At 37.1% G+C, this 24,958-nt stretch carries 24 protein-coding genes; 16 read left to right on the plus strand and 8 right to left on the minus strand.

The genetic code is table 11. The features are described 5' to 3' along the window. The first annotated feature begins 5 nt into the window (after window positions 1–5). From BT1A1_RS04845 to BT1A1_RS04855, 3 genes are all read left to right on the plus strand, one after another. Window positions 6–1,067 (plus strand): Gfo/Idh/MocA family oxidoreductase, encoded by a 1,062-nt coding sequence (locus BT1A1_RS04845; RefSeq protein ID WP_034768668.1) that lies wholly within the window; start codon window positions 6–8, stop codon window positions 1,065–1,067. Window positions 1,068–1,671: 604 nt separating this feature from the next. Then, window positions 1,672–3,051: a Na+/H+ antiporter NhaC gene (nhaC, locus tag BT1A1_RS04850; RefSeq protein ID WP_034768670.1), complete on the plus strand. Its 1,380-nt coding sequence runs from the start codon at window positions 1,672–1,674 to the stop codon at window positions 3,049–3,051. Between the two features lie 563 nt (window positions 3,052–3,614). Continuing rightward, complete coding sequence (locus BT1A1_RS04855) at window positions 3,615–5,072, plus strand: alanine/glycine:cation symporter family protein (protein WP_034768671.1); 1,458 nt, start codon at window positions 3,615–3,617, stop codon at window positions 5,070–5,072. A 497-nt stretch (window positions 5,073–5,569) separates the two neighbouring features. Here the strand turns inward: BT1A1_RS04855 and BT1A1_RS04860 are convergent, their stop codons facing one another. Next, window positions 5,570–5,761 carry a YfhD family protein gene (locus BT1A1_RS04860; RefSeq protein ID WP_034768673.1) on the minus strand — a complete coding sequence of 64 codons (192 nt, stop codon included), beginning with the start codon at window positions 5,759–5,761 and terminating at the stop codon, window positions 5,570–5,572. Between the two features lie 104 nt (window positions 5,762–5,865). Next, on the minus strand, window positions 5,866–5,976 hold the full coding sequence (locus BT1A1_RS18575; protein WP_072012641.1) for a YfhE family protein: 111 nt from the start codon (window positions 5,974–5,976) through the stop codon (window positions 5,866–5,868). 134 nt (window positions 5,977–6,110) lie between these two features. Here BT1A1_RS18575 and recX point away from each other — a divergent pair, with 134 nt between their 5' ends. Together recX and BT1A1_RS04870 are read left to right on the plus strand one after the other, a co-directional pair. Then, complete coding sequence (gene recX, locus BT1A1_RS04865) at window positions 6,111–6,944, plus strand: recombination regulator RecX (protein WP_051989008.1); 834 nt, start codon at window positions 6,111–6,113, stop codon at window positions 6,942–6,944. Between the two features lie 59 nt (window positions 6,945–7,003). Continuing rightward, complete coding sequence (locus tag BT1A1_RS04870; protein WP_051989009.1) at window positions 7,004–7,378, plus strand: YfhH family protein; 375 nt, start codon at window positions 7,004–7,006, stop codon at window positions 7,376–7,378. Between the two features lie 67 nt (window positions 7,379–7,445). Here BT1A1_RS04870 and BT1A1_RS04875 read toward each other — a convergent pair whose 3' ends face one another. Then, window positions 7,446–7,610, minus strand: a complete 165-nt coding sequence (locus tag BT1A1_RS04875) for a small, acid-soluble spore protein K (protein WP_034768730.1) — start codon at window positions 7,608–7,610, stop codon at window positions 7,446–7,448. Between the two features lie 185 nt (window positions 7,611–7,795). Beyond that, complete coding sequence (locus tag BT1A1_RS04880) at window positions 7,796–8,776, minus strand: metal-dependent hydrolase (protein WP_034768674.1); 981 nt, start codon at window positions 8,774–8,776, stop codon at window positions 7,796–7,798. 208 nt (window positions 8,777–8,984) lie between these two features. On the opposite strand from BT1A1_RS04880, the gene mutY reads away from it, so the two are divergent. The 5 genes from mutY to BT1A1_RS04905 all read left to right on the plus strand — a co-directional run bounded on the left by mutY (window position 8,985) and on the right by BT1A1_RS04905 (window position 14,163). After that, the gene (mutY, locus tag BT1A1_RS04885; protein ID WP_034768676.1) at window positions 8,985–10,082 is read left to right on the plus strand and encodes an A/G-specific adenine glycosylase; all 1,098 of its coding nucleotides are present in this window, start codon (window positions 8,985–8,987) and stop codon (window positions 10,080–10,082) included. A 54-nt stretch (window positions 10,083–10,136) separates the two neighbouring features. Continuing rightward, window positions 10,137–10,886 carry an enoyl-[acyl-carrier-protein] reductase FabL gene (gene fabL / locus BT1A1_RS04890; protein ID WP_034768678.1) on the plus strand — a complete coding sequence of 250 codons (750 nt, stop codon included), beginning with the start codon at window positions 10,137–10,139 and terminating at the stop codon, window positions 10,884–10,886. Window positions 10,887–11,092: 206 nt separating this feature from the next. Then, window positions 11,093–11,332: a gamma-type small acid-soluble spore protein gene (locus tag BT1A1_RS04895; protein ID WP_034768680.1), complete on the plus strand. Its 240-nt coding sequence runs from the start codon at window positions 11,093–11,095 to the stop codon at window positions 11,330–11,332. Window positions 11,333–11,651: 319 nt separating this feature from the next. Next, complete coding sequence (locus BT1A1_RS04900) at window positions 11,652–12,185, plus strand: nucleoside tri-diphosphate phosphatase (RefSeq protein ID WP_034768682.1); 534 nt, start codon at window positions 11,652–11,654, stop codon at window positions 12,183–12,185. A gap of 232 nt (window positions 12,186–12,417) precedes the next feature. Continuing rightward, window positions 12,418–14,163: an ABC transporter ATP-binding protein gene (locus BT1A1_RS04905; protein ID WP_034768684.1), complete on the plus strand. Its 1,746-nt coding sequence runs from the start codon at window positions 12,418–12,420 to the stop codon at window positions 14,161–14,163. Window positions 14,164–14,256: 93 nt separating this feature from the next. Here the strand turns inward: BT1A1_RS04905 and orr are convergent, their stop codons facing one another. Then, window positions 14,257–15,390 carry an ornithine racemase Orr gene (orr, locus tag BT1A1_RS04910; protein ID WP_072012642.1) on the minus strand — a complete coding sequence of 378 codons (1,134 nt, stop codon included), beginning with the start codon at window positions 15,388–15,390 and terminating at the stop codon, window positions 14,257–14,259. 378 nt (window positions 15,391–15,768) lie between these two features. Here orr and pdxK point away from each other — a divergent pair, with 378 nt between their 5' ends. Continuing rightward, complete coding sequence (pdxK, locus tag BT1A1_RS04915; protein WP_034768686.1) at window positions 15,769–16,608, plus strand: pyridoxine/pyridoxal/pyridoxamine kinase; 840 nt, start codon at window positions 15,769–15,771, stop codon at window positions 16,606–16,608. Window positions 16,609–16,741: 133 nt separating this feature from the next. On the opposite strand, the gene BT1A1_RS04920 is transcribed toward pdxK, so the two are convergent. Beyond that, window positions 16,742–17,800: an FUSC family protein gene (locus BT1A1_RS04920; RefSeq protein ID WP_034768688.1), complete on the minus strand. Its 1,059-nt coding sequence runs from the start codon at window positions 17,798–17,800 to the stop codon at window positions 16,742–16,744. Window positions 17,801–18,093: 293 nt separating this feature from the next. Next, a complete protein-coding gene (locus BT1A1_RS04925) occupies window positions 18,094–18,504 on the minus strand; it encodes an ion channel (protein ID WP_034768690.1) in 411 nt (136 codons plus the stop codon). 575 nt (window positions 18,505–19,079) lie between these two features. Between BT1A1_RS04925 and bcp the strand changes: the two genes are divergently transcribed. From bcp to perR, 4 genes are all read left to right on the plus strand, one after another. Next, the gene (bcp, locus tag BT1A1_RS04930; protein WP_034768691.1) at window positions 19,080–19,550 is read left to right on the plus strand and encodes a thioredoxin-dependent thiol peroxidase; all 471 of its coding nucleotides are present in this window, start codon (window positions 19,080–19,082) and stop codon (window positions 19,548–19,550) included. A 417-nt stretch (window positions 19,551–19,967) separates the two neighbouring features. After that, window positions 19,968–20,918, plus strand: a complete 951-nt coding sequence (locus BT1A1_RS04935) for a D-2-hydroxyacid dehydrogenase (protein WP_034768692.1) — start codon at window positions 19,968–19,970, stop codon at window positions 20,916–20,918. A 2-nt stretch (window positions 20,919–20,920) separates the two neighbouring features. Continuing rightward, a complete protein-coding gene (locus BT1A1_RS04940) occupies window positions 20,921–21,478 on the plus strand; it encodes a cob(I)yrinic acid a,c-diamide adenosyltransferase (protein WP_034768693.1) in 558 nt (185 codons plus the stop codon). A gap of 102 nt (window positions 21,479–21,580) precedes the next feature. Beyond that, window positions 21,581–22,024, plus strand: coding sequence for a peroxide-responsive transcriptional repressor PerR (gene perR, locus BT1A1_RS04945; RefSeq protein WP_034768694.1), 444 nt, complete (start codon window positions 21,581–21,583; stop codon window positions 22,022–22,024). Between the two features lie 349 nt (window positions 22,025–22,373). Here perR and BT1A1_RS04950 read toward each other — a convergent pair whose 3' ends face one another. Beyond that, complete coding sequence (locus BT1A1_RS04950; protein WP_034768695.1) at window positions 22,374–22,739, minus strand: YgzB family protein; 366 nt, start codon at window positions 22,737–22,739, stop codon at window positions 22,374–22,376. 580 nt (window positions 22,740–23,319) lie between these two features. Here BT1A1_RS04950 and BT1A1_RS04955 point away from each other — a divergent pair. Continuing rightward, window positions 23,320–24,189, plus strand: a complete 870-nt coding sequence (locus BT1A1_RS04955; RefSeq protein WP_034768696.1) for a nucleotidyltransferase-like protein — start codon at window positions 23,320–23,322, stop codon at window positions 24,187–24,189. Window positions 24,190–24,958 lie beyond the last annotated feature (769 nt).

Below are 24,958 nucleotides of genomic sequence, written 5' to 3' on the forward strand. Positions count from 1 at the left end.
CTTCTATGACAACGAGAACATACAATTTAGCAGTCGTTGGCTATGGCGGCATGGGCAGCTACCATGTCGACCATTTGCTTAAAAGTAATCCGCAAATTCATGTGAAAGGCATTTTTGATATTAAGCAAGAAAGAAATGATGTGGCACTATCAAAGGGGCTGCAGGTGTACGAGAGTCTGGATGCCTTGCTTTCGGATAAGTCGATTCATATTGTATTAATTGCAACACCAAATGACGTCCATAAAGAAATTGCAATAAAAGCTTTAAAAGCTCACAAACATGTAGTTTGCGAAAAACCTGTAACGATCTATGCCCGTGATTTAGAGGAAATTATGACGGTAGCTGAGGAAACCGGACAAGTGTTTATGGTTCACCAAAACCGACGCTGGGATGAGGATTTTTTAACCGTGAAAAAAATATATAATGAAAAAATGACGGGTGAAATTTTTCATATTGAATCCCGTGTCCATGGTGCCAATGGGATTCCGGGTGATTGGCGCCATTTAAAGAAAAACGGTGGCGGCATGGTGTTGGATTGGGGCGTTCACCTGCTTGATCAGCTGTTGTTTATGATTCATAGCCCGGTTACGAGTGTATATGCAAATTTAAGTTATGTACTGGGCGATGAGGTGGATGATGGCTTCCAAACCTATTTGACTTTTGCCAACGGAATAACCGCACTTGTAGAAGTAGGAACAACGAACTTTATCTCGCTGCCGAGATGGTATTTAAAAGGAACAGAAGGAACCGCCATTATCGAGGATTGGGGTCTTAACGGAAAAATTGTTAAACAAAATAAAGATATCATAGCTTCTGCACCGAAGCCGATTAAAGCAGGGCAGGGCTTAACGAAGACGATGGCCCCTCCATCAGAGGAAGCAACTACAATGGTAAATCTTCCGGCAGCTTCCGTATTATCTCAAGATTTTTATGATAACCTTGTATCAGTTATTGAAGGTCGTACCGAAGCCATTGTTAAAAATCACGAAGTACTGCGTGTATTAAAGCTGATGGAAATTATTTTTGAATCTGCAGAAAAAAATGAAGTGGTTAAAACCAGTTTGTAGATTCAATTTTGTATTCGGATTGAATTCAACCCCTCTTCATTTGTCCCCGAGAGTCAATCTCGGGGATATTTGTTCTTCTATTGTTGCTTCTTTTGTTCTAGAGCGTTTCGAGACCGTTCTTCCTTTTATCGCTGCTCAATTTGTCCGTAAGTTTCGGCTGGTTGCCCTCGTAATATGTCCATAAGAACGATTTTATTGGACAGTTTCAGGAGGTTGGCTTTGAATTTTGTCCAAAAGAGCTGTTTTAATGGACAGTTTTAGGAGGTTGGCTTTTAATTTTGTCCAAAAGAGCTGTTTTAATGGACAGTTTTAGTAAATTTCCCTCACATTTTGTCTATAAGAACCATTATATTGGATAAAGCCAATCTCGCGGACCAGGGGAGACCTATCTCGCGGGCTGGCAGTGACTACCAAGGAGAAATCGGCTCAACCCAAGCAACCGCGTAACCACAAGCTAACCCTGCCATTTATGAGAAAAAACGCCTTCTTGACAATTTGTAAAGATAAAATTATATTAAAATATAACTTTAGCACTTAAACGCTTTTATGTGATAAAGTAAATATTGTAGCATTATAATTTGAATTACGACTCAGGAGGAACAGCATGAATATAAAAAAATCCTATTATACTCCATCTGTAGTAGAAGCTGTGCTGCTTTCGGCAATAAGTATTTTCTTACTAAGTTTTGGCATCATTAAATTCGAGGCTGCACCACATATCCCCATTTTAGTTGTTATTATCTTTTTATTATTTTATGGCTTATTGAGGAAAATCCCTTTTAAAGTAATGGAAGAAGGATTAATTAATGGAGCAATGGCAGGTATTGGGGCGGTCATATTGCTCCTGTTTATCGGTTTATTGATCGGAAGTTGGATGATTAGTGGAACCATTCCAACTTTAGTGTCTACAGGTTTTTCACTGGCCACGAGCCACTATTTTTATGCCATTGTGTTTGTAATAACGGCACTTGTCGGCGTGAGTATTGGCAGTTCACTGACGACAGTCGCGACTATCGGTGTTGCTTTTATTAGTATTGCCCAAACGATCGACCTTTCTATGGCGATCACAGCCGGAGCCATTGTTTCCGGTGCTTTTTTCGGGGATAAAATGTCACCGTTATCCGATACAACCAATTTGGCATCGACAATTGTAAAAGTTGATCTGTTTGAACATATTCGTAATATGGGATGGACAACTGTACCGGCATTTTTATTGTCATTGCTCTTTTTTATTTTTGTTTCCCCACCCGTAGAGGAAGCGGATCTATCAAATATTAATCATTTTCAAGATTCATTGTACTCAACAGGGCTAATTCATTGGTATAGCTGGCTGCCTCTAGTTTTATTAATTGTCCTTTCGATAAAAAATGTCCCTGCGATTCTTTCTTTGGCAGCAAGTTCACTTTTGGCCGTTGTTCTTTCTTTTATTAATCAAATGTTGCCAATTGGAGACTTACTTAATGTTTTGTTTAACGGCTATGTGTCAGAAACCGGAAATACAGCACTAGATGAACTGCTGACAAGGGGTGGCGTCAGCAGCATGTTTTTTACGGTAAGCCTGGTTTTGCTTGCTTTAGCAATGGGTGGTCTGCTCTTTACGCTTGGTATTGTCCCGCGACTTATAGAATCCATTGCAGGCCTTTTAAATAATGTCGGAAGTGTGATTACTGCATCAGCAATGACTGCAATTGGCCTAAATGTCATGATTGGTGAGCAATATTTGGCGATTTTACTTACCGGCGAATCGTTCCAGTCCCAATTTGCTAAGGTTGGTTTGGCAAACAAAAACTTGTCCCGTGTATTAGAAGATGCTGGTACAGTAATTAATCCGCTTGTGCCATGGAGTGTTTGCGGTGTTTTTATTACGAGTATGCTTGAAGTGCCGGTTTTGAGCTATATTCCTTTTGCAATTTTTTGTTGGTTATCTCCAATATTATCTATACTATTTGGTATTTCCGGGAAAACATTGACGTATTTAAAATAAGGTATGAAGAATGCATGATTGCTAGGGAGGAAAGGATGTTGGTCACACAAGTGTTGTCATAAGGTTGTGGTGCTTTTGGCTTGTGTTCTATGTTAAGAATTATAAATTTTCAGCAGAGATGCGAATTCGAAGTAGTGAGAAAAAGTATAAGCTCACAAGAAAGGCTATGAAGAACCGAAAGTATAGGCTCCGTAGTTGAAAAAGCAATGTCTTTTTCAACGAATACATCGTACCAGAAAAAATTTTATATTTTTTCGGTGAACTTACGCATCACATGTGGCCTAAAGGCATAGACGCCCTAGTTTTCTTGTTTGAAAAGAAGTGAAAGATAATTCCAAATTAATTCGTTTGTAGTATGTCTTTTGCAGTTCAGTTTGACCGTTTCCGCCATCAATTAAAATCCTCTTTTCTTTTTGGGGATATTTTCCAATATGTAGAAGAGTATAAATATATTTGAAAATCATATTGTCTTATAACAAATGATAAATTATAATAATCTATTATATCGCCAAGTTTCTAATTTTTTGAAAAAGTATTGTTTATAAAAACAAGGGGGTAGTGCAATGGCTGATTTTATTAATACGTTATATAGCTGGCTCTGGAGTACACCAATGATTGTGTTCTGTATTGCAGCTGGGGTTATTTTTACATTAATGACGAAATTTGCCCAAGTACGATTAATTGGGGACATGATCAAACAAATGTTTAGAGGAAAAAGTTCAAAATCCGGAATTTCCTCATTTCAGGCATTATCTTTAGCTTTATCCGGTCGTGTCGGTACGGGGAATATTGCAGGGGTAGCAACGGCAATTGCTTATGGTGGTCCCGGTGCTGTTTTTTGGATGTGGTTAATCGCTTTTTTCGGAGCTGCGACTGCATATGTAGAATCTACGCTCGGCCAAATTTATAAAGAAAAAGTCGATGGTGAGTATCGCGGCGGTCCTGCTTATTATATTGAAAAAGGTTTGAATCGTCGTTGGGCAGGAATGATTTTTGGGGTTGCCGGTTTGCTAGCAATGGCTGTTCTTATGCCGGGGGTTCAATCAAATGCCATCTCTGCCGGGTTTGATAATGCATTTTCGATTAGTCCGTGGATTACGGGGATCTTTTTAGCAGTTTTATTAGGTGTTATCATTATTGGGGGAGTTAAACGGATTGCCAATGTTGCCCAATTGGTTGTTCCATTTATGGCTCTTGGTTATATTCTTGTTGCGCTCGTAATCATTTTTATGAATATTGAAGCTGTTCCGGGCGTTTTTAAATTGATTTTTACTAGTGCATTTGGTGCTGATCAATTGTTTGGCGGTATTTTAGGAAGTGCCATCGCGTGGGGAGTAAAGCGCGGAATTTATTCGAATGAGGCAGGACAAGGAACCGGACCGCATGCTGCCAGTGCCGCTGAAGTATCTCATCCTGCAAAACAGGGATTGGTTCAAGCGTTTTCGATTTATATTGACACATTGCTCGTATGTTCCGCAACTGCATTTATGATTTTATTTACTGGTTCCTATAATGTATATGAATCTGACCAGTCAACGCTTATTGTCAATAATATCGGTGATAGTGTAGAAGTAGGGACAGCTTATACACAAATGGCCGTTGACAGTCAATTACCTGGTTTCGGCTCACCGTTTGTTGCAATAGCTCTGTTCTTTTTTGCCTTTACAACTATTATGGCTTATTACTATATTGCTGAATCGAATGTTGTTTACTTATTTAAAGGCCGTAATTTAAAAATTCCGATGATGATTTTAAAAATAGCTATGATTGCGGCAACTTTCTATGGTACGGTCAGGACTTCAACACTGGCTTGGACATTGGGTGACATTGGTCTCGGCTTCATGGTTTGGACTAACTTAATCGGCTTAGTATTCCTTTACAAACCGGCCATTCAGGCATTAAAAGATTATGAAGAACAGAAAAAGCAAGGTCTTGACCCGGAATATAATTCAACAAAACTTGGTGTGAAGAATGCTGATTTTTGGGAAGACGGGTATAAGAAAGAAGAAGAAGCTGTTTAACCAAGATTTCCTTTCAAGTAGCCACAAAACCTGGCTACTTTTTTACACCAGAAAGTATAAATTTCCAGGAAAGATTGTACGTTGTTGGAAATTTTAGTATAAGTATAAGTGCAAAATGCTACAACTAGAGAGGCTTCGGTAGCATTACCTCGCAAGCGAAAATGTTTTTTCGCTGACTACGGCTCTGCCTTCGCCTAAAGGCTTGGCAGTCGCCGTTTTTACTAACGGATCATGTGTTAAGTTTTTTTATGACAAAAGGTAAAGTGGGGCCGGCATTGCAACAGGAGGGTGCGATTTAAGCCGGCCAAGATGTACGACGCTAAGCGGGCGCCTTGCACTTTCTTAATCGCGTTAAAATTTATCGCAGGAAGGGTGAGATGTAATAGGAGCAAAAGAAAGGGAACCCTTCAGATGAAGAAGAGTTCCTAAAAAATCTATTTATGATTGTTTAGCAATAGATAATTTTTGAAAAACGAAAAGTTGGCTCACGAGTCAATTTATTTTCTTTTTCCTCGCGCTTTTACCCGACTGTCGGCTGCATTGGATCGCGCAATAGCTTCTCGGTCTTGCAAGTCCGCCAATTCCTGTGCATACTCGATATCAAGACCATCTGACTTCATATTTTTCGGAACTTGAGGTAAGTTTGCTTTATTTTTGTCGCGAGTTCTTTGTCCACGAGCTCGTCCCATGTTGAGACCCCTTTCGTCAGGAGTTTTGAAGATAAATGATCTTCATCTTTTAGATTAGCCAAGTAACTCGCGAATATGACAGGTAAGTGTTAGCAAGTCTGTTATTATTCCCGGGCAGCTCTGTCAGCTCGTTTAAAATCGCGACCATAAATAATTTCCTGTGCTTTTTTCAACTGTTTCTTTTCTTCTCCCCGGTTTTTCTTTGGATTAGCCATCGCTTTTACACCTCCGTGTTTTCGTGTACACACTATATTTTTAGTTTTTCCATTCCCCGGCAAAGCATACGTAGACGAGCGAAATTGCATACAAATTTTCTATTTTATGATACATTTGTGCTAAAGAAACATGAATGGAGGTGTTCATCCTGCCAATCATAAAAAAGATTACCGTTCAGAAAAGAAATACGGATCGCTATAATGTGTTTTTTGACGATGGAAAAGATGGTCAATACGCCTTTAGTGTCAGTGAGGATATTTTAATAAAATATGATTTACGAAAAGGGAAAGAATTGGATGAACAACAACTTGCGGAAATTTTTTATAATGAGGAAATACAAAAGGCGTACATTCAAGCTGTTCATTACTTATCATTCCGCATGAGATCGATAAAAGAAGTTAAAGAACATTTACAGGAAAAAGGTTATGAGGAAAATGTAATTCAAGAAGTGATTGGGCGCCTTTTGAATCAAAAATATTTAGATGATCGGGAATTTGCACTTGCTTTTGTAAAAACACAAATCAATACCTCGGATAAAGGTCCGAATGTTATTAAAGAAGGTCTGCGGAAAAAAGGAATCCATCCGAGTATCATTGATGAATCATTGGCGCTTTTTACGAATGAAGAAAAACTGGAAAAAGCAGTTAAGCTTTGTGAAAAACAAATATTGAAAAATAAAACAGTTTCCACTAAGCAGTTGAGCAGTCATTTGCGTATTTTTTTAGTCCGGAAAGGGTTTGAACAGGTAACGATTCAGAAAGCCGTTTCACTTGCATTGGAAAATGTTCCCGATCACCGTGATGAAGAAACGATTCAAATTCAAGGTGAGAAAGCGTTGAAAAAATATCGACTAGTACCACCTGAAAAAAGGATTATGAAAGTTAAGCAATTTCTTTATCGTAAAGGATTCCAACTTGCTGATATTGAAAAATTTCTTGATGGAATTGACATAAATAATCATGAATAAAGAATGTATTAGCACGTTTACAGAAAAAAAGACAAAAAATGATGTGGAAGGTGTTTTCAATGACTAAAAAAAGGTATAGTGAAATGTCGGAAATTGAATTGAAACAAGAAATTGCACATTTAAGGGAGCAGGCAAGGAAAGCAGAGCAGCTCGGTATTATAAATGAATTTGCCGTGCTTGAAAGGAAAGCTTTGATGGCTGAGTGTTATTTACTGAACCCGGAAGATTTTAAAAAGGGTGAAATCTATCGACTGCGTAATGAACCGGATACTTACTTCCGAATAAAATATTTGAAAGGTTTCTTTGCTTGGGGAAATCGTCTGAATGGTGAAGGAAAAGAAGAAGGAATTCCGATTTCGCTTTTGGAAAAAGTAAAAAAATGTACTAAACTTACTGGACGGGCTGATTTATATAGAAGCAGCATAGTGGAGTAAAAGATGAGCATGAAGATTAACTGGAGGGAGCCCGCACTTCCTGGACTCCCGTTTCCGTTTTCAAGAGCTATGAATCGTCTCTTTCTCTTTGATTTGAGGCGTGCATCCGTTCCTGTGGTCTTGTATTGATCGTCCCGTCTGCCCTTAATGAGGCAAATCTTGCTTGTGCACGGGGCATTCCTTCCAATTTTTGGTCCTTTTGATTGGGGAACCCTCTTTCCTTGTTACGCACCATCGTTATTCCTCCTATAAGGATGCTATTTACCGTACCAGTTGTCGGAAACAGTAAATTTACATATAATGGTATAGAGTTTTTGACAAATCACGTTAAACTAAACAGAAAAAAATAGTGCGCAAATAATACGCACTAATAGTATGGCTAAAAAAAGATTTCGTTTACGACAATTTTTCAGGGAATTATTGGGGAAGGATTTCCAGCTTTTTGCGAATTTTTTCTTTGCTATAAATCCAACCGGTATATGAAGTTAGAATGTTCATATTATGATCCATCTTAACAACAGCAAAAAACGGGTAATGATCTTTACTGCGATAGCGTAAATCGATAAAGCGAACTTCAATATAACGGATTCCTTCTTCTATTTCCCAGCGATAAACCGGTGAAAAAGAAAGGAAGGCGGCGACATTAGTATCTTTAATAGCTGTATTCATAACCGGTGTATCCGGTAAAGGAATTCGCTCAAATTCATCAACGATTGTAAAACTGCTTTGATAAGCGTAGGCAACATAAAATTTGTTTTTGGTAATAACGGCAATACGCCATTGAAAAAATTTCATCGTTGGACTTAAGATGACTTGTTCTGTATCGGGAATTCGTTTTTTAATTACAGATACTAATGTTTTCCTTATAGAGTACCGGTACAAATAATAGCCAATCAAGACAATGTACATAGTAGAAAAGATTACCCTTGGATCATTTCCGAATATCCAGAATACGATACCGAGTGCATGAATGCCGAAAATAAACGGATCGAACGTGTTAATCCAACCGAGTGCAACCCATTTGGAGGAAAACGGACGTAAAGCTTGGGTCCCATAGGCATTGAAAATATCAACAAATACATGCAAGAAAACAGCAAGAAAAGTCCATAACCAAACATGCAGCAGATTAACTTCAGGATAAAATAAATACAATAGTAAGGCTATGATGAACGGCCACAAAACAACTGCGGGAATTGAATGAGTAATACCGCGATGATTTCGGATATATATCGCATTATTACGTAATTTTAATACTGTATCAATATCCGGAATTTGTGAACCGACAATCGTTGCGATCAAAACGGATTGATAGGTATCAGGATGATTGAATACAACCGGATCAATGGTGGCCAATCCACCAAGGGCAATACCCATGACAAAATGTGTACCAGTATCCACAAAAATACCTCCAGTATGATAACTCTTTAGATGACAAGCATACGATTAATATATGTACCATATCAAATAAATTTTGTGCGAATAATAAACTCTGCTTAATTTTATTAAAAATGATATGATTATTTTTAGCATAATTCAAAGAACGCATTATATACAAATTTTATTTTAACCAACTCTTAATCAGATTTTATCATGTGGAGGACAAGCTGTGAATGAAAGAGTATCCGTACTTTTAAAAAATTTTAACATAGAGGAATTTCAAAAATCTTTAATTGAATGGTTCCAAGAGGAAAAGCGGAACCTTCCGTGGCGTGCAGATAAGGACCCTTATAAGATTTGGGTTTCAGAGGTCATGTTACAGCAAACCCGGGTCGATACGGTGATCCCTTACTTTTACCGCTTTATTGAGAAATATCCGAATATCGAAGCATTAGCTAATGCGGATGAACAAGAGCTGTTGAAGACGTGGGAAGGATTAGGCTATTACTCACGTGTGAAAAATCTACAAGCAGCGGTAAAGGAGGTGCAAACTCAATACGGCGGGGTTGTCCCTGATGAGAAAAAAACGTTCAGTAAGTTAAAAGGGGTCGGACCTTACACGACCGGAGCCGTTTTAAGTATTGCTTATAACAAACCGATTCCGGCTGTTGACGGCAATGTGATGCGGGTATTATCCCGGATTTTTGAAATTGAGGATGATATTATAAAGGTAAGGACAAGAAAGCTTTTTGAAGAATTAGTGGAAGAGATCATTTCCCGTGAAGATCCGTCCAGTTTCAATCAAGGGTTGATGGAACTCGGTGCATTGATTTGTAAACCGACTTCACCGGACTGTTTGTTATGTCCGGTTCGTGACCATTGCCGTGCCTTTCAACACGGTACAGAAACGAGGCTTCCGGTAAAAAGCAAACAGAAAAAGGGAAGGACCGTTCAGTATATTGCAGCAATTTTGCTGGATGAAAGAGGAAAAGTCGTTATTCGTAAACGCCCTGATGAAGGATTGTTGGCAAGTCTTTGGGAATTTCCAAACGAAGAAGTTATTAGCGGAAAGAAAAATATGATTATCGATTTTGAAAATGAATGGTTGGACAAGTATGGGGCAAATGTGGATTTATTGGAACCATTATGTGTTGTTGAGCATGTGTTCTCCCATTTAACATGGAAGATTCATGCATTTGTCGGCTTGGTAAAGGGGGAGTTGCCACAAAATATGAAAGTTGTGGCTTTTGAGGAAGTAGATGAATATCCGTTTCCGGTTCCGTATCAAAAGATGTGGAAAGAGTATAAAAAGAAGATCGCTATATAAGTATGCGTCCATATGTAATGTCCCACAATATTTACTTTAGAAAGGAATGAGTATATGTCGAACAAAGTAGCATTAGTAACCGGGGCCAGCCGCGGGATCGGCAAAAAAACAGCTCTTCGCTTGGCAGAAGAAGGTTATGATATTGTCATTAACTATGTTCGCAGTAAATCAGCTGCAGAGGAAACGGCTAAAGAAATTGAACAAATGGGGAGAAAAGCGCTTGTTGTCAGAGCCCATGTAGGGGATGTAGATAAAATCAAAGCAATGTTTCAAACGATTGATGAAACATTTGGCCGTCTGGATGTCCTTATTAATAATGCAGCTTCCGGTGTTTTACGTCCGGTAATGGAGATTGAAGAAACTCATTGGAACTGGACAATGAATATAAATAGTAAGGCACTGCTGTTTTGTGCACAAGAAGCGGCAAAATTAATGGAACGGAACGGTGGCGGCAAAATAGTCAGTATTAGTTCGATTGGTTCCATCCGTTATTTGGAAAACTACACACTTGTTGGTGTTTCAAAAGCAGCCCTCGAAGCATTAACCCGTTATTTGGCTGTTGAATTGGCACCGAAAAATATTGTTGTGAATGCCGTTTCCGGGGGTGCGATAGATACAGAAGCACTTCAACATTTCCCAAATCGAGAGAAATTGCTGGAAGATGCCAGAAAAAACACGCCGGCCGGAAGAATGGTGGAGATGGATGATATGGTCAATGCAATTATGTTTTTCATATCCGATCAATCATCCATGATTCGTGGGCAAACGTTGATCGTTGACGGTGGAAGATCACTGTTAGTTTGAATGTTTTTTTGCCATGGATGTTTCATGAACAAAACATTACCGTATTTTTCAATGCGTTCTATAGGAATAGAAATGCCGGAAAAATAAACTTTTGGTTATTTGAAAAGTGAAATCGTCAATTAATTGGTGATACCAAAAATTTCCACAAAATCTTTGGATACTTATCCCTCCACTTGGATATGTTAAGAACGTGGAGGTGATAACAGATGGCAAAAAACAATAAAACACAAGCTGGTACAAATTTTCAATCTGCACAAGGCGGACAAAGCCAATTCGGTACCGAGTTTGCTAGTGAAACGAATGTACAAAAAGTAAGACAACAAAATGCTCAATCTGCACAAGGTGGACAAGGTCAATTTGGTACTGAGTTTGCTAGTGAAACGAATGCACAAGAAGTACGTCGTCAAAATCAACAAGCAGAGGCTAAAAAAAATAAAAATTCATAACATATACATCACATATACATCTAGGGTGAACCATAAAGAACCAACCCCTTATAAGTTCCAAAAGGTGCTTCATTATCGGAGCACCTTTTTTGGCTAATAGGAAAGTAGAAATTTTTTAATTTCTACTTTCCTAACGCATAAGTGCTCTTGCGGCTCTGCTCTCGCCTAAAGTCTCGGCAATCGCCGAGTTTTCTTTATATCCCGGTTTTAAAAATTTGGTTGAAACGTTATAATATAAAAATAACGAATATAAATTGGAAACAATTATTTTATTGTCAGATAGAAAACTTGAGCGGGATGTAGAAAGTAGGGATTAAAAATGGGAGTTCCCATGGAAGGAGAAACAATCCAAATACATAGTTATAAACATAATGGACATATTCATCGCATATGGGAAGAAACAACGGTGTTAAAAGGAACAAACACAGTCGTCATTGGGGGAAATGATCGAACAATGGTAACAGAATCAGATGGACGAACTTGGATCACGAGAGAACCGGCGATTTGTTATTACCATTCCCAATATTGGTTTAATATTTTAGGCATGCTTCGAGAAGACGGAATTCACTATTATTGTAATTTAAGTTCACCATTTGTGTTCGATGATGAAGCATTAAAATATATCGATTATGACTTAGATATAAAAGTATTTCCGGATATGACTTATGTTTTACTTGATGAAGATGAATATGAAGAACACCGAAAATTAATGGGATACCCGGATGTTATCGATAAAATTTTGAAAGCAAATATGGAGAAATTAATTGATTGGATTCGTCAAAAAAAGGGACCGTTTGCACCGGATTTTGTTGATCAATGGTATGAACGATTTTTAACATATAGAAATTTTTAATAAGAATTCTGTTGGTAAAAAAAGGTCCGTGAATTTTTTTGTCAATACAATTAAAGGATATCGTTTCTTCACGCCATGTTGATCAAGTGGTGAAAAATGAATTTTTGAAATACTGAAGATACAAGAACCGAATCAATAAATGGTTATTTCGGATTCGTTTTGAAAGAAGCAATCTTAGTCATTTTCGTTTAGTTTGGAATAACGTGGAATGATTTTTTAGGGAGAGAAAAAAATGGGGAGTATCAAACGGTACATGCAATTCGTGAAACCGTATCGAGTTCAAATCATTGCTACACTGTTTATCGGTGTGATTAAATTCGCCATACCATTACTAATTCCACTACTATCGAAATATTTGATTGATGATGTCATTGTTAATGAAGCGTTATCGAAACAGGAAAAATTTTCCCAATTAGGGATAGCAATGGGACTAATGGCCCTTATTTTTATTTTTTTACGTCCACCGGTAGAATATTATCGCCAATACTTTGCTCAATGGACTGCAAATAAAGTGTTATTTGATATTCGTGAAAAATTATATGTACATTTGCAAAAACTGGGATTAAAGTATTATTCAAATAAGAAGACCGGAGAAATTATTTCCAGGGTAATAAATGATGTCGAACAAACGAAGGATTTTGTTGTGACCGGTCTTATGAATGTATGGATAGACTTGGCCACTATTGTGATTACGGTAACGATTATGTTCACAATGAATGTAAAATTATCACTAATCTCCTTACTTATGTTTCCGTTTTATGGTTTTTCCGTCAAATACTTCTTTGGGAATTTAAGGAAGTTAACTCGAGAACGATCACAAGCTTTAGCAGAAGTTCAAGGATATTTGCATGAACGTGTTCAAGGCGTTTCCGTTATTAAAAGTTTTGCCATTGAAGAACATGAGAAAAAACGATTTTATAAAACGAATAACAATTTCTTACATCGAGCGATAAAACATACAAGCTGGAATGCAAAAGCGTTTGCTGTTGTCAATACGATTACGGATATTTCACCGCTCTTGATAATTGCTTTTGCGAGTTATGAAGTCATTCTGGGGAATTTAACGGTTGGTACAATGGTTGCCTTTATTGGTTATATAGACCGACTCTACAATCCACTTCGAAGACTCGTCAACTCATCGACAACATTAACCCAAGCAATTGCATCAATGGATCGCGTCTTTCATTTGCTGGACGAAGAGTATGACATCGTTGATAAGATAGATGCAAAACCGATTAAGAAAACGGAGGGAAATATTGAGTTTGACTCGGTTTCTTTTGCCTATGAAGAAACGGAGCGCCCCGTTCTTGAACATATTAACTTACAAATAAAAAAGGGACAAACGGTTGCTTTTGTTGGAATGAGTGGGGGTGGCAAATCAACTTTAGTCAGTTTGCTTCCACGATTTTATGATGTAACGGGAGGAAGTATTTTACTTGATGGTACGGATATTCGTGATTTGAAAGTGAAGGACTTGCGGGATCAAATTGGAATGGTTCTCCAGGACAACATTTTATTCAGTGATACGGTAAAAGAAAATATTTTATTGGGGAAACCGGATGCATCAGATGAGGAAGTGATTCATGCTGCAAAACTCGCCAATGCCTACGATTTTATTATGAATTTACCTCAAGGATTCGATACAAAGGTCGGGGAAAGGGGGGTGAAATTATCTGGTGGGCAAAAACAGCGAATCGCGATCGCTCGAGTTTTTTTGAAAAATCCGCCAATAATTGTATTGGATGAAGCCACTTCCGCACTAGACTTGGAAAGTGAACACTTGATCCAAGAAGCATTGGATAATTTAGCGAGAGATCGGACAACTTTAATCGTTGCCCACCGATTGTCGACAATTACCCATGCTGATTGTATCGTCCTTATCGAGCATGGAAAAATTGTCGAGAAAGGAACGCACGATGAATTGATGGCAAAAAAAGGTCATTATTATGATTTATTTACGGTCCAACAATTTGATTAAGAAGACAGGTTGTCGTATTTTGGCAGATTGATAGAGCAATCGTGCAATGATAATTTCAATTGCCAAAGGTTGAACAAAGTCCCACTATTCTTGTTAATGGTGACAAAGTACAATTGGCCTGTCTCCTTTTTTGTAAAAGAAGTTCCGCATGTTGTATTGTTGTTGAATGTATGTCCGATTTACATATTTACTTGTAAAAGCTCTAAGTAAAGCTGAGTAATTCATATAGAACCGTACGGAATCTCCAACTTTGTAATCCTTTTTACATTTTGTTAAGTTCAAAATAAGGTGATCGGAACTTGCCCCTACGATTTCAATTCTTTTGTCGATTGGAATAAGACCTAAATGATTAATGTCCTGTCTGCCGATTGCGACGATTCCCCGGAGCATTTGTCCCTTATCGACAAATACCGGTTTTTGACCAAATGCATCCATACCGATCTTTCCAATGGGTACAGAAGGCTTTTCCTTTATTTCTACCAATTCAGCTGAAAGGGTAAATACGTCATGATGCATTTCGTCATAAAATTGTCCGAAAGCGGTTTCCTTTCCAATGACAATCGCTTCACCCAAACGTAAATTATTAATGCCCTCAGGAATTCCATCTTTATCCAGTAAATAAAGCGAGCTTGAGTTGCCGCCGGAAATCATTGACAGTGACAAGCCGTATGAGGACTCGATTGAATTTTTATAATCAACAAGTTTTTGTAGAATACCTTTATCAGGAATGACGCCACCAAAACAGGTTAAATTGACAGCCAACCCGAATAATTGAATATTTGTCATGGTCAGTATTTCGGCAACCGCTTTATGTAATTCTTTCACATCAAAATAGCCTTCGCGAAGATCGCCTAAATCAACCATGAGGACAACTTTATGGATCTTCTTTTGTCTTTTTGCTTCATTGTTTAAAAAACGGATCGTACTGATTTCGGAATTGAAACTAATATCAGCATAGCGAATCACATCCTCTATTTCACTATGCATCGGAATGCGAATAAGAATTTTTGGTTTGCTGACTTGGGGATAATTTCTAATGTTTTCAATTCGAGCATCGCCTAGATAATCAACATATTTATTTTCGTCCGCTACCTTGACAATATTCGGATCAGCGGCGTATACCTTGGTTATATGAGTTAACGTTAAACCTTTTGCTTTCATTTTTTTGCCAATATAATCAAGATTATCCGTAAATTTGTTCAGGTCAATAATAATTTTTGGATTCATTCAAATACCTCCTTTTAAAACTCAATTGACTAGTAAAAACATAAGATCGATATTTCAAAAGGAAAGCAAATGATGAAACATTTCCACTCTTCACTACTTGGCTTACTTTTATTTTAGAATAGAGATTACAAAAGACGCAAGGAAGATGCTCCTTTCAAAACAAGTATCACGAATGACCGAACTCCCCTTGATTATGCCAAAATAATGTTTTTTTCCTCAAAACGATAAGTATTTTTATTTATTTTACATAAAAAACAGTGTTATACTATTTCCATCAATCCTTTTTGTTTAACCAAGGGAGTTTTAACACCCTGTTTAGAGTGGGATAAAAACATAGAAATTTTTAAACTACCAGATTTGATTTAGGAGGGAACAGCAATGAGTTTGAAAAAAACATTAACGCTTGCCGGATCTGATACGAGTGGCGGAGCAGGAATACAAGCGGACTTGAAAACATTCCAAGAACACGGAACATATGGCATGACTGCCCTTACATCAATCGTAGCAATGGACCCGAATGAAGGGTGGAAACATAATGTTTTTCCAATTGAAGCGAATATCGTTGATAAACAATTGGAGTGTGCCTTTTCCGTTGGTTTGGATGCAATGAAAACCGGTATGCTCGGTTCGGTTGAAATCGTTCAACTTGGAGCAAAGTATATCGACCAATACAGTTTAAAAAATGTTGTCATCGACCCGGTTATGGTTTGCAAAGGTGAAGATGAAGTCCTTTTACCGGAAACGGTCGATGCTTCCCGAGAGCTTCTTTTACCGAGAGCACTTGTTACAACACCGAATCTTTTTGAAGCTTGGCAATTATCAAAAGTAGGTCCAATTAAAACGGTAGCTGATATGAAAAAAGCGGCTGAAAAAATTCATGCCCTCGGTGCAAAAAATGTTGTTATTAAAGGCGGGAAAGCTTTGGATCATGAAAAAGCGGTGGATCTGTTCTACGATGGAAAAGAGTTTGTCCTTTTAGAAACGGAAAAAATTGATACAACGTATAACCATGGTGCCGGCTGTACATTTGCTGCCGCGATAACAGCAAACTTGGCAAAAGGTGAAGAGGTATTTACGGCTGTACTCAAAGCCAAACAATTTGTTGCTGCAGCTATCCGACATGGTTGGAAATTGAACGATTTTGTCGGTCCGGTCATGCATGGCGCATACAATTTGTTTAAAGACGATGTACCGGAAATCAATCAAGTGACAGTATAATCATCTATCATTAGGTATAGACCGGGTGCAGAGCTTTTTTGTTTAATGAAAAAAAGAAAAGTACAGGCCTCGTACTTAGTGACGTATGTCGCTTAAGCGGGCGCCTTGCACTTTTCATTAAAAAGTTTTCTTTTTATGAAACATCAACATCTATTTCTTCACGATGATATTGTTGCAAACTGCTGATAAGGATTTCCAGTTTTTCGAGTTGCTCGTTATAATCAAGAATGGTAGCCATAAATTGTAACATATGGTCCATTGTCAACTGTTCGGAGCTGATTTTTTGCATGTCACCAAATAAATGTAGTAACTCATTTCTCTTTGCCACGTATTCTTCCATTTCTTCCGTATGAACTTGAACTGCTTTTCCAATATATCGGAGTAATAGGTGTTCGTGATTGTTATTTAAATGGGAGATTACACTTAATAATTGCTCCCTAATATTTTTTGGTAACTGGTAAAAATCATATTGATAGTGGTGCAACTTTCTTAGAATTTCCAATGCCTTTTTAGCCGTTGTAATCATTTGCCGGTAAATAACGACCTTCCGTATTTTCCCCCGCTTGTTCTTTTTCAAAAAAGTCCTTTCTTCTTTATAGAATAAATAAATTTGTTCAACATGGATAAATTGTTCTTTTAATAATTCGAGTTCTTTTTTTATTAAGGTATGGTCAACTGCATCATGGTTTGTAATCCGTGTCCATTTTAAAATATCATTCGTTATATCGGAAATGGATGTATAAAGTTTTGTTTCATATTTGGGTGGTAAAAAGATCAAGTTAATGATAAAAGCTGACAAAATTCCCAGCATGATGGTTGCAAATCGTAAAATCGCAAAAGTAATAAACTCATCTTGAGGTGTTTCCATAATAACGATTAAGGTTACAACCGATAATGATACGGTATCAATTTTTAATTTTAAATTGATAATAATAAGGATAATTGCTGCCAGCCCAACGATTAAAAAATGATTTCCAAATAACAAAACAAATACAATAGCGATAATCGCCCCTATGACATTTCCTTGTACTTGTTCCAGAATGGTTAAGTACGACCGGTAAATGGATGGCTGGATGGCAAAAACGGCAGAAATTGCTGCGAAAACGGGTGATGGTAGATGGAATAGTTCGCCAAGCATAAGAGCCAATACGACTGCCAACCCCGTTTTAAAAATGCGGGCACCTAGTTTCATGAAAATAACCCCTTCTTATTAGAAGTTTACTATTCTTAAAAAATTGTGGAATTCTTTATATGAGAGATGCATCCACATAAGTTTACTATCCTTGAAAAATTGTAGTGTACTTGAGGGTCAATAACAATAGGCAAAACACATATTTTTAAACAACTGCATCCGGACCTGAATTTTACCAATTATTGGCAAAAGATGTCTACAACAATAAAAGTGAGTGGATCGATAACTTGAATAGTAGCTAAGGATGTCCGGAAGCAGATTAAGTGTGTAATCCAGAACTTGAATTTAACCAATTACCCCCGTTCTTTCCTAAAATCGACGACCGTTCTGACGATAAAGGAAGCTGGAACAGTATACCCAATCAATGCTTCAATAATCGCAATTCCCCTCCCTATACCGACCGGAACAACATCTCCATAGCCGACTGAGAATAAAGTAAGCCCACTGAAGTAAAAACATGTATGCAGTGAAGTTATCGTATCTTTTACTTCATTCCCGTTTACAAGCAAAATGGTAAAACCGTTTTGAATAAAGATAAAATAAATAAGACCAAAACCAAGAAAAATGGTCGAAAATATAAAAATTAAATAGATAAAACTTTCCCAGGATAAATATTTCTCCTGTAAAGCAGTAGGAACAAATAAAGTTCTTAGACTCGACGTGATTATAAATATAATAACAAATAATAATAGATATCCAAGCATTTTGACCACATCCGTAACTTAATTAAAGATTTGGTTATATCACAATTTTAACGGTAAGTCGAGGACTCCCGCTGCAAAATTCGAGTGAGGTGGGAGTTTGTCTCGTCGTTAAGTGGGATAAATGGGAAACTGCCCCTTTTTTATAGAATAAGAAAGTTTTAAAATACAAGTAATTAGCTTGGGATTAGTTTTATTGTCTAGCTCCGAGCGCCAGCGACTGAGAAACTAACTCCCCTTTAATGTGCTCCTGCGCCATAGCCTATTCGAGGAAGCGGATGTTCAGCTCGTCGCAAAGCTTCATGAAGTATATCAAGGAAGATTACTCATGAAGTTCACTCTAGGAGTAGCTTCACTACGATAAGTCAACATCGGCTCGTGCCTCGCCGTGTTTCCTATATCTTATTGCGGGGCGCTCCAGTTTGTACGTCGCTGAGCGGGCGCTCTCCGCTTTTCTTATAATATACGCTTGTCCGTTCCGAAAAATGTCAAAGAGGAAAAGACAGGATGTTTTAGTTGTTTTATTTAAGGGTTTGTTTTAATCTAATGCTTAGAAGGTGAATATGGAGGGACGTAAGATGACAATTGCAGTTGGAGAAAAAGTACCTGATTTTGAACTGTTAGCAAGCAATGGCGATAAGGTGAAATTATCTGATTTCCACGGTAAACATGTAGTTCTATATTTTTATCCAAAAGATATGACCCCGGGGTGTACGACAGAAGCTTGTGATTTTCGTGATTATCATCAAGATTTTGCAGATGTAAATGCAGTTATTTTGGGAGTAAGTGCCGACCCGCTCGAAAAGCACCAAAAATTTATTGAAAAACATGGGTTGCCCTTTTTGTTATTAGCAGATGAAGATCATAAATTAAGTGAACAATTCGGTGTATGGAAAGAAAAAAATGTTTTCGGGAAAGTCGGCTTTGGTATTGAACGTTCGACATTTATTATTGATAAGGATGGCGTTCTCGTTAAGGAATGGCGAAAAGTGAAAGTGCAAGGTCATGTGGAAGAAGCATTGCAATTTATTAAAGACAATTTGGCATAATTTTTCTAACGGTAGAGAGCAGGGAGTTAGTCATGAGCCTGTTTTATGTAAACAAGGCATTCATCCATGCAAGTATACGGTCAGTGCATATAGTAAAGTAGGGCATACCTCCTCATGGAATTTCACTCAAAATCTGCCGGCAAAATCATTAAAGCATTTTGCCGGTTTTTTAGCTAATAGGAAAGTATAAATTTTCCAATTTCTACTTTCCTAACGCATAAGTGCAACTATGGCTCTGCTCTCGCCAAAAGCTCGGCAATCGCCGAGTTTTCTTTACGCTTATTCTGAGATTTACGCCAATGTGCGCACTTTATTTTATGTAATACTTTTTGATATAATAGATAAGTGAAATTTTTACGACAATTAACATAATTATATTAATAAACGTACAGAAACGTTTTTGAAAGGAAGATGGGAATGCAAGTTGTGGCAACCGTAGGACGAAATGAAGCATTAGAAAAACGAATTCAGAGTCAATTTCCGACCGTTCAATTTACTTTTCTAAAAAAAATGAAGGAAATTGGGGAAAATCGGTATACTGCTGAAATATTGGTAACTTATGGTGAAGATCTGGATGAAAAATTAATTAATGAGATGAAAAACTTACGATGGATTATGGTTATGTCGGCAGGGATTGAAAAATTGCCGCTTGACGCAATCAAAAAGAATCATATTATTGTCACAAATGCACGGGGAATCCATAAAATCCCAATGGCAGAATTTGTCTTTGGCTACATATTACAATATGCAAAACAACTCCCTCTTTTTAAAAAGCAACAAAGTGAAAAAGTTTGGAACAGGAAAGTACATCTTCAAGAAATTTATGGAAAAACGATGCTTGTTGTCGGTGCCGGAGCAATCGGATCACAAATTAGTCGTTATGGTAAAACATTTGGTATGCACACAATCGGAATCAATCGCAGCGGGAAGGAAAACCCTGATTTTGATGCAACCTATTCGCTAGAACAACTAAATCATATTTTACCGGAAGCAGATTATGTTATTTCTGTTCTGCCCAATACCGTATCGACAAATAAAATTTTTTCAAGACAACAATTTTTTAAAATGAAAAAAGAAGCGGTTTTTATTAATATTGGCAGGGGAAATGCGGTTGATGAGCATGCATTAATGGAAGCATTGGATGAAGGGCAACTGGCCCATGCTTTCCTGGATGTGTTTGAAAAAGAACCATTACCGGCTGATCATCCATTTTGGAAATCGGATAAGGTGACGATTACACCACATTTGTCAGCCATATCGGATATGTATTTACCACGAGCCTATGAAATTTTTGTGAAAAATTTATGGAACTATGTAAATAAAGAAAACAACTGGATAAATTTGGTCGATTTAAATAGGGGGTATTAGCGATGAGAATTTATACAAGATCTGGTGATAAAGGAACCACATCATTAGTATATGGAGCCCGAGTTCCGAAAGATGATCCTCGTGTGGAGGCGTACGGAACATGTGATGAAGCCAATTCATTTATTGGCTTAGCCGTTAGTTTTTTAAGGAATGAATCATTTCAAGGAAAAGAGAGAATATTAAAGATATTCCACGAGATTCAAACGATACTTTTTCACGTAGGAGCGGAAATTTCAACACCGGCAGGAAAAGAAGTTGTTTGGAAACTTAAGGAAGAGCATGTAAAAACTTTAGAAACTTATATTGATGAGCTTGATGTAAACCTTCCTGCTTTGAAAAATTTTATTTTACCCGGAGGTCATCCGGCCGGAGCAGCCCTTCACTCTGCACGGACAATTGTACGCAGGGCTGAAAGATGTTCAATCGGAATAGAGAATCTAAGTCCGGTTACGCTTGCTTACCTCAATCGGCTTTCGGATTTTCTCTTTGTGGCCGCCCGATATATTAATTTCATTTTACAAGTGGAAGAGCAACATTTGCATCAGGAAGAAAATGCTTAGAAACCCGAGTTATAAAGGATTAATTGACAAAACAGGGGTTAAGTGGTTACAATTATTATAGAAGTTATTATTTAATAATTTTTCTTAATAGAAAAGAGGTGCATGGCGGTGTCTCCCAATCAATTGAAAGAAGCATTAGATACGTTAAAAGTGTCTGGCGTTCGCATAACACCACAACGTCATGCGATACTTGAATATTTGATTAATTCGATGGCTCATCCAACTGCAGATGAAATATACAAAGCTTTAGAAGGTAAATTTCCAAATATGAGTGTCGCAACAGTTTACAATAATTTGCGTGTTTTTAAGGATGTGGGTTTGGTAAAAGAACTAACTTACGGGGATTCTTCAAGCCGTTTTGATTTTACCACTCATGACCATTATCATGCAATATGTGAAAGTTGTGGGAAAATTGTTGATTTCCAATATCCGGGTCTTGATGAAGTAGAACAATTTGCATCACATGTTACCGGTTTTAAAGTAAGTCATCATCGCCTGGAAGTATACGGATTATGTCCGGATTGTGCGAAAAAAGAGGCACATTAATTAATCTGATACAAACGAAAAACAATGCTCCCGATTATCGCTCGGAAGCATTATTTTTTTGCAACGGCTTTACTAATGAGTAGTTATGCCCCCAAGATTTCATAAAACAAAATCAGTAACTATGCTCCAGCAAAAGCAAGATTTTCCGCTAAACTATAGAAGCCATTCAACATTCACGTCAAAAGAACTATTTTGATCAAGCATTAGCAGTCAACGGCAAACGAACAATTAGCTTTTCATAAACCAGAGCAGTCAACCGACCCACCAGCAATTAGCTTTTTTCATAAACCAGAGTGGCAAGCGGATTTCAGCAAAAGTACTTGTGATAAAATACAACCATCACGCAGATTTAAAGCTCAGTAACTTTATTTTTTTTTCTGTTATAAGTCTCATCGAACTCTTTCCCCTCTAATTTGCGATCGAGTGTCAACGGTTCACGGCAATACATGCATATATCGACACGTCCCAGCATTTTGGTCACTTTGTTGCATGAGGGACAAACAACCTGTACGGCTTTTGTTGATAACATCCCGATCATAAAATAAACGACACAACTGGCAATGATCGATAAAAATCCAAGAAACATAAAAAGCATCATGAGTATTGGTGAATTTTTAAAAAGTAGACCTATGTACATAATAATAAACCCAATAAATATTAAACTTAAAGCAAATGTCCGAATTTTATTAATTTTGTTTGAATACTTCATCGTGATTATTCCCCCCCTCTATAAACTATATCATATATTAGCAATAAAATAGAAAATAAAGTGAAACTTCAATCAGGGGGGCTTTATCTCCACTGGTGGTTAGTCGATCGATTTTCTTAAAGCTTTCTCTATGTTGACTCAACTTTATTAAAAAATTATTGATTGCTCTGTCCGTCGCTTAACTGCGAGATCAAAAAACTCGTCGCAAAATTCAAGTCAACGGGCAAGTTAGCAGGGAGAGGAGAAGCTTGTAAATGGGTCTGATAGCAATCAGTGGGGTTATTTTGCTTTATTCCGGACAAACGTCCACTATATCTTCCTCCTGTGACTTAAAGGAAATCAAAGATGTTAAGGAGGACGATAAGTGCCCGTAAGTGTCCGATTAGTTTGCAAAAGAACGTTCTTTTTTTACTTGAATAATCCGGAAACCACCTTTCATTCTTCAAGAAAAATTCCGCCTATGAGCCGCCCTATACATCGAAATTCATAAAATTGTAAAGAACAAGGAAAAAAAGTTAGGAAATATGGAGGATTTTGATTGATTTTGTCGAAATGAACATAGGATTATATTTTTGGAGGATTTATTATGGATAATTTTGTTCGAACACTATATCAGGAAAGAGCGAGTCAACCTTCTACATTAGGTGTATTGTTAATCGAAAATACAGATCAATTACTTGCAACAACAGATACATTTGATTTGATTATTTTTATTATTTCTACTGATGAAGAGAAGGATTTGTATTTAAAACATTATTACTATGAAGAAAAAAAGCTTGCCCTTTATATGGTTAATAATAAAAAACTGAATGAATGGCTGATGGCCGGATCAAACAGGAGGATATATGACTGGCTGCTTAATGGAAAAATCCTCTTTGATCGAAATGATTTCGTACATCAATTAATCCAGGATTTAAAAGATTTCCCTTTCCATGAAAGAAAATTAAAGATAGGTCTGGAATTTGCCAAACTGATTAGACGTTATACAGATGGTAAGAAATTGTATGAACAAAAGCATTTATTCGATGCATATAACCATGTTATCCACTCACTTCATCATCTTGCCCGACTATCTTTAATCGAAAAGGGATTTCAACCGGAAGTAACTGTTTGGGATCAAGTAAAAAGTATTGAACCTGAAATTTATAAAGTTTATGAAGAACTTATTAATAGCGGGGAGCCGTTAAAAAAGAGATTAGACTTACTCTTTTTAGCAAGTGAATTTTTTATTCATATGAGGACAGATCTCGGAAGTTCACATCTTCTTGAAGTATTAGACAAAAAATTAAAATGGTCGATTCAAGATATTGTTGAGGAAGAAGAACTTAAGCTATATTCCATTGATATTTTTGCCCTTCTTGAATATTTAGTGGATAAAGGCTTTTTACATATTGTATTGGAGGAATCAAAAGGAAAGAAGATTTATCACCGATACTATACGACAAAAAATATTTAATTAAAGACCGATAAAAGGATCATCTTAATTAATGTTACACTCTAGCGGCGAATGGATAATATGCTTTATGAATAAGGATCCTAGATAATTAAACTTTTTTGGATGCCCCCGCTTTAAAATCTACTATAAATTAAGTGGTGGGTAGTCCAACATCTTTAGGTGAGGAGACTTTTCTCCCTTAAAACGTGATAGTGAAAGGTGGGGAATGTCTCACTACTTAATCGACTATATAGATGGAAAAAATGTTAATAGTTAATGAATGGAGGATTTACTTATATACTTACATTCAGTTGACAAAGGACCAGTACTTATATCTGAAGGAGCTTAGTCCTGTTTTTTAAAACTTGTATAGCCTAGGTTTGTATAATGATCAACGATATTATTTTGAGCAGAAATCATAAATGCAAGATACAACATCATCTTGTGGAACTTTAGGCTACTAAACAGCAATATGGCTTAGAAAATCCTTAAGGAAGTTGAGCGTGCTTTTCATTATCGGTGGTCCACTAGGATTAAAGTGATGAAGTAGTTCAAAATGGATGTTGACAAAGGTCTTTTTTGTTAGTATACTGATATTCGTCGCTGCAAATTAGCAACAATAAAATTTGTGAAAAAGACAAAAGTTATTGACAAAGATAATTTTTTTTGTTATTATATTAAAGTCGCTTTCGAATTGATTTGAAGTCAGTTGGTTTTTAAAAAAAGTTCTTGACTTCAAAATCAATATTGTGATATAATAATAAATGTGTTTTCTGATTTTAAAATTGAA

The sequence above is a fragment of the Caldibacillus thermoamylovorans genome, assembly GCF_000751775.1.
Lineage (GTDB): Bacteria > Bacillota > Bacilli > Bacillales > Caldibacillaceae > Caldifermentibacillus > Caldifermentibacillus hisashii.